At 40.2% G+C, this 4991-nt stretch carries 8 protein-coding genes; all 8 read left to right on the top strand.

All coding sequences use genetic code 11. From position 1 onward, the window contains the following. Positions 1-31 precede the first annotated feature (31 nt). The 8 genes from ACX5KA_RS13885 to ACX5KA_RS13850 all read left to right on the top strand — a co-directional run bounded on the left by ACX5KA_RS13885 (position 32) and on the right by ACX5KA_RS13850 (position 4975). Entirely contained in the window at positions 32-628 is a 597-nt protein-coding gene (locus ACX5KA_RS13885) for a DUF998 domain-containing protein (protein ID WP_458731457.1), read from the top strand. Positions 629-732: 104 nt separating this feature from the next. Beyond that, the gene (locus tag ACX5KA_RS13880; protein ID WP_458731456.1) at positions 733-1119 is read left to right on the top strand and encodes a tautomerase family protein; all 387 of its coding nucleotides are present in this window, start codon (positions 733-735) and stop codon (positions 1117-1119) included. Between the two features lie 9 nt (positions 1120-1128). Continuing rightward, positions 1129-1533 carry an MAPEG family protein gene (locus ACX5KA_RS13875; RefSeq protein ID WP_458731455.1) on the top strand — a complete coding sequence of 135 codons (405 nt, stop codon included), beginning with the start codon at positions 1129-1131 and terminating at the stop codon, positions 1531-1533. A 128-nt stretch (positions 1534-1661) separates the two neighbouring features. Continuing rightward, complete coding sequence (locus ACX5KA_RS13870) at positions 1662-1886, top strand: hypothetical protein (RefSeq protein ID WP_458731454.1); 225 nt, start codon at positions 1662-1664, stop codon at positions 1884-1886. Between the two features lie 20 nt (positions 1887-1906). After that, positions 1907-2164 carry a hypothetical protein gene (locus ACX5KA_RS13865; RefSeq protein WP_458731453.1) on the top strand — a complete coding sequence of 86 codons (258 nt, stop codon included), beginning with the start codon at positions 1907-1909 and terminating at the stop codon, positions 2162-2164. A gap of 77 nt (positions 2165-2241) precedes the next feature. Further along, the gene (locus tag ACX5KA_RS13860) at positions 2242-3291 is read left to right on the top strand and encodes a DUF2157 domain-containing protein (protein WP_458731452.1); all 1050 of its coding nucleotides are present in this window, start codon (positions 2242-2244) and stop codon (positions 3289-3291) included. Between the two features lie 146 nt (positions 3292-3437). After that, positions 3438-4157: a DUF4328 domain-containing protein gene (locus ACX5KA_RS13855; protein WP_458731451.1), complete on the top strand. Its 720-nt coding sequence runs from the start codon at positions 3438-3440 to the stop codon at positions 4155-4157. A 359-nt stretch (positions 4158-4516) separates the two neighbouring features. Next, a complete protein-coding gene (locus ACX5KA_RS13850; protein ID WP_458731450.1) occupies positions 4517-4975 on the top strand; it encodes an energy transducer TonB in 459 nt (152 codons plus the stop codon). The last annotated feature ends 16 nt before the right edge of the window (positions 4976-4991 follow it).

The following is a 4991-nucleotide window of genomic DNA, read 5'->3' as shown; positions in this document are numbered from 1 at the left end:
GGCAGTTACACAGAATCTGTTACAGGCTCATTTGGATAGCTTTTTATCGTTTACAGGGATAGCAGCGTCAATTTGGATAGTATTAGGTATTTATATCGCTTCTCGATTCTATCCAAATTATAGCCATTCTAAGCAGTTTTGTAGTGAACTTGGCGCATTTGGTAGCCCAACACAAAAACTCTCTCCTGCAATCAATAATTACCCATTGGGCTTATTATTCGCTCTGTTTGGGTATTACCTTATTAACTCACATTCAGGTCATATGCCAACTATAGTTATCGGTGCAATGGTAATAACACATGGCATCTGTACTTGGGTTTGTGGCTACTTCCCAATGGACGCCGATCCATATACAACAACCCCTTCGAAAAGTTGCAAAATCCATACGTGGTCAGGGCTAATAATGTTAGTTTCGTTTATCGTAGCGCCGGTGATTGTTACTTTCTCTAGTTACTACTCTTGGTCGCTAAGGCTTCTGTCTGCATTAAGCGTTGTTGGCTGCGTTTACTTTTCTTATAAACTAGCAAAGTCTCTTGAACGAAAAACTGTTCCAGGACTTTATCAACGCCTTAGTTACGGCTGCCAAATTCTATGGTTGCTTATCTACTCAATATTCATGATTTTATAGAGCCCAAGGCAAGGTTAACTATGCTATTTTCAACTATCGTTAACGAGCTATCGAAGCTTTGAAACTCAGATTTTACCAATTCAAACAATGCAAAGGACGGCAAAGTGATCGTAATCAATGGCATAGACAATCAATTAAACCCAATAAAACGCAAGCTTTCAGATGTTATTCATTCTTGTATGCAATCACTCTTAGGCTTACCGGAAAATAAAAGAGCGCATCGCTTTGTGCCGCTGTCAAAAGACGACTTCTTTTACCCTGAAGGTAGAACCGAGGCATACACAGTTATCGAAATAAACATGATGAAAGGGCGAGAAATACACACGCAAAAGTCACTTATAAAAGCGTTGTTTAAACAAATTGAGCTAGAGTTAGGAATTTCACCTGTAGATATCGAGATTACGATTAAAGAACAAGAAAAGTATCAGTGGGGTTTCCGTGGAATGACAGGTGATGAAGCCCTTGATTTGAAGTATGAGGTGAACGTGTAGTTCATTAATATGTCCAGTTTAATACTTCCACTATTTACGCATGTACTTCTTTGCACTGTACTTTACGCATTTCTCACTGTAGCTCGCGCACCGGTTATATGGGGTGTGGGGCAGAGCAAAGATGGTTCAAACCCTTTCAGCAATATTCAGCCTAAAATCAGCGCGAACCTAAGCAATCAATTTGAGTGGCCACTATTTTTTTACATTGCCATTGTATTGCTTATCGCAACGGGTGAGCCAATAGACAGTGTGCAAATCTACTTGGCTTGGGTATTTGTAATAGGCAGAGTGTTGCACAGCATTGTTCAAATATTTACCGACAATATCAGATTGCGTGGTATGGTGTTTACCATCAATTTTGCCGCTGTGTTGGCTATGTGGGCCTTGATTCTTATCGGTGAAATTAGCTTATAGTCCCGCCGTTAGAAGAACGAGAATACTGAGGAAAGGGTGTCGTTAGCGACGAAATAAAAAGAAATAAAAAGACAGCCACTGTTTTATAAAAGCACCGTTTAGTAAAAGAAACAAAGAGCATTAAAGTTATGGAAGACGTTTTAGAACCGCTGGGCCGCTTTATACTTCGTATTCTCAAGTGGATAGTCGTAGACACTATTATAGAATTCGTTTTAAAAGGTACAGGTCATGTGGTGCTTAAGTTTTTATCCTTTGGCAAATATCCGCGAGCGGGTAGAGACGAAGGAACAACTTTCGTTGTTGGTTTTGTTAGCTTAGCCGTTGTTTTGGTCTGTATTGCGCTGGTTTCTTAATTTTACAAAAGGACATCTCAATGAATATGGAAAAGTGGGTAAAAAAGCGAGAAAAAGGAAAGCAGCATTTCGTCTTAGTCAACGGTGTTTTAGGGTGGGGCGTCATAACGGCTATCCTCTGGTCTGTATTAATGGAGTTAATCGAACCATCACAGAATATTTGGGTACGGCCAATTATCGCTTTAATCATCTTCCCCATTGCAGGTATCGCTTTTGGTCACTTAATGTGGAACAAATCTGAGAAGGCTTACGAAAAAGAGACGAGTAATACTCAGTAACTTCTCTAGGCTGGCTTTTTACTTATAACCCAGTAAAGTAAATGTTCTTATTTCTACAAGCTAATTCAGAGAAGTACATGGAAGTATCCAAAACAAGTATTCAAAAAGCAGTCGCGAAGAATATCATCTCTGAACAGCAGGGCGCTGATCTCTACAAATTCTTTGAGGCAGAAAGCCAGCATTTTCCCGCTTTCACCTTTACTCATATTCTTTACTATCTGGGCGGCCTTATCGCTATTGGCGCCATGACTTTGTTTATGAATTTGGGGTGGGAACAGTTTGGGGGCCTAGGGATCATCTTCATATCATTGCTCTACGCTGGCGTAGGGTTAAAGCTTGCTAACTCTTTAGTAAATAAAAAACTTATTATTCCGGCCGGTATTTGCGCAACTTTTGTTGTGTGCTTAACGCCACTTGCTATTTATGGATTCCAACAGTGGCTTGGGCTTTGGCCTGATGATAATACGGTCTACCGTCAGTTCCATACGCGTATTAAATGGCTGTGGCTGTACATGGAGCTTGGCACCTTGGTGACTGGCTTAATAATAGCTTGGCGCTATAGATACCCGTTCTTGATAATGCCCATTGCGGTAACGCTATGGTATATCAGTATGGATGCTGTCATGCTTCTCATCGACCAAGACGATATGTGGAATTCCTACACGTGGGAATTTCGCGCAAAAGTATCTATGTACTTTGGCATACTCATGACCGCATTGGCATTTTGGGTTGATTTACGGTCAAGGCGCACTGCCGACTACGCATTTTGGTTATATTTATTCGGCGTTATTGCGTTTTGGGGTGGGCTTACCAGCCAAAACTCGGACAGTGAACTTTCCAAGTTTTTCTATTTTTGTATTAACCTTGTCATGGTTGGGCTAGGCGCATTATTGGTTCGAAAAGTATTTGTGATATTTGGTGCGATAGGTAGTTGCTTCTATCTAGGTCATTTAGCTTCAAATGTGTTTAAGGACAGTTGGTTTTTCCCTGTTGCGTTAATGGCTATTGGTTTAGGCGTCGTTTATGTAGGAATATGGTGGCAAAAAAATGAGGCTAACATTACACACAAAGCACGTAATGTTTTGCCAAAGCCATTACAAGAATTGTTAGAGAATTCGCTTAGGTAAAAAGCCTAATTAAAAACTAGGTAGCAAGTAAGCGAAATTTGGTAGAGATAAAAGTAGATATTGAATAATAGGCATAAACAATAGCCTCGATAAAAGTAGATAAATAAGCTTGGTAAATTGGTAAAGACGCAAGGCAGTAAATAGAAATGTCAGATAAAAAAGAAGAATTTAAAGACCCTAGAAACATTATGGCGTGGATTAAGTACTTGCTCGTGGTGCAAGTGGTTCTGGCATTTGTTGCTATCGGCTCGAACTTAATGGAGTACCAACTTTTAACAGACTTTCAGAACGGCGTTTACTTTAGCCAAGAAATGGCGGTAGCTGAGGCTAATGACAAAAGGCAGCAGGTTATTGCATTTTCTTATCTAGCAGTGTTTATCATTTCTGGTATTTTGATCTTAAAATGGATATACCAATCAAACCAAAATGCGCGTCAGTTAGGTGCAAAAGATATGGCGTTTTCGCCAGGCTGGTCGATTGGCTTTTACTTCATTCCAATAGTATCGCTTTGGAAGCCTTATCAAGCGATGAAAGAAATCTGGCAGGCAAGCCAAAACCCCACTAATTGGCCAATAGAAAAAGTAAGCTCAGTATTAGGTATCTGGTGGTTTTTCTGGATTGCGAACAGCATAGTGGGACAGGCGGTATTTCGAATGTCCAGACGGGCAGAAGAAATTTCTGAAATTATGAATGTGAATTTGGTCTCACAGGCCTCAGAAGTTATTTCAATTCCTTTAGCGTTAGTCACCTGGTTAATGATTAAAAAGGTTTCTAGTGCGCAGTTAGCATTAAAAGAAAGCGAGGTCTCTCGACTAGAAAGCGGAGATGAAACAGAAATACCAGCTGCAGACGCACTCATTAAATAACTAAATCGGTAAACTTGATGATCTATTTAATTTACTTAATCAAATAAATGGTAAGGTTAACTCACACAAATGTGATTAGGGAATGACATGGACTTTCTGTTTAACGTATTGATTTGGGTAGGCGTTGTTATCTTCGCCATATTTATTATCGGTTTTATGGCGGCAGCGAAGCTAAATAAGCGCCAAGATGAAAAAAATGATTAGATGTCGGGTTGGCTTGCTATAGATCCTGCAAGGGCAATTGTAATAAAACGATGATTGTTCAAACTTTCCTCGAGCAATAGGGTGAACTAAAAACGTAAAATATTTTCACCCCTTTTCTTAAGTTCCTCCGTTTAGTGAAAAAAAGGGGGAACATTATGCAAGCAACCATTTTACCAAGCGCTAATCCACAGGTTCTGGCACAACACAGTGTGCTACCTTTTGCAAAAGCGCCTTTTTACAAACGCGCTATTAATGTCGCCACTATTGCTCTTGCAGGTGGTGTGGTAACGGGTGGGCTTTTCGTCTTAATGGCAGAGCTAATTAAGCAAGATAAGGTAAACATAAACGAGGCACCGCCTGTGTTTTTTGAACCTATCATCTACCAGCCTGAAGATGAACGAACTATTACCAAAAAGCCCATAGCACCAATTGAACAGGTCATCAAAACGCCACCGCAAAAAGTGGTCGAGATTGACCCTGAACCAAACGACGGCCCGGGTAATTTCGAAATAAACACACACGTTCCCAACACAGCATTAGATTTATCAATAAATCTGAATGGTAGACAAGGAGATATGCAGGCTACGCCTCAATTCAGAGGTAAGCGTCATTAAATCGACCTCTATTTTC

Source organism: Alteromonas alvinellae (genome assembly GCF_902705805.1).
Note: the sequence above shows the minus strand (reverse complement) of the source record. Positions and strands in the feature narration are given on the sequence as shown.

Bases quoted from the DNA above. Each gene is read 5' to 3' on its own strand.
- ACX5KA_RS13855 (WP_458731451.1), top strand. From the start codon at position 3,438: ATGTCAGATAAAAAAGAAGAATTTAAAGACCCTAGAAACATTATGGCG.
- ACX5KA_RS13875 (WP_458731455.1), top strand. From the start codon at position 1,129: ATGTCCAGTTTAATACTTCCACTATTTACGCATGTACTTCTTTGCACT.
- ACX5KA_RS13850 (WP_458731450.1), top strand. From the start codon at position 4,517: ATGCAAGCAACCATTTTACCAAGCGCTAATCCACAGGTTCTGGCACAA.
- ACX5KA_RS13870 (WP_458731454.1), top strand. From the start codon at position 1,662: ATGGAAGACGTTTTAGAACCGCTGGGCCGCTTTATACTTCGTATTCTC.
- ACX5KA_RS13860 (WP_458731452.1), top strand. From the start codon at position 2,242: ATGGAAGTATCCAAAACAAGTATTCAAAAAGCAGTCGCGAAGAATATC.
- ACX5KA_RS13865 (WP_458731453.1), top strand. From the start codon at position 1,907: ATGAATATGGAAAAGTGGGTAAAAAAGCGAGAAAAAGGAAAGCAGCAT.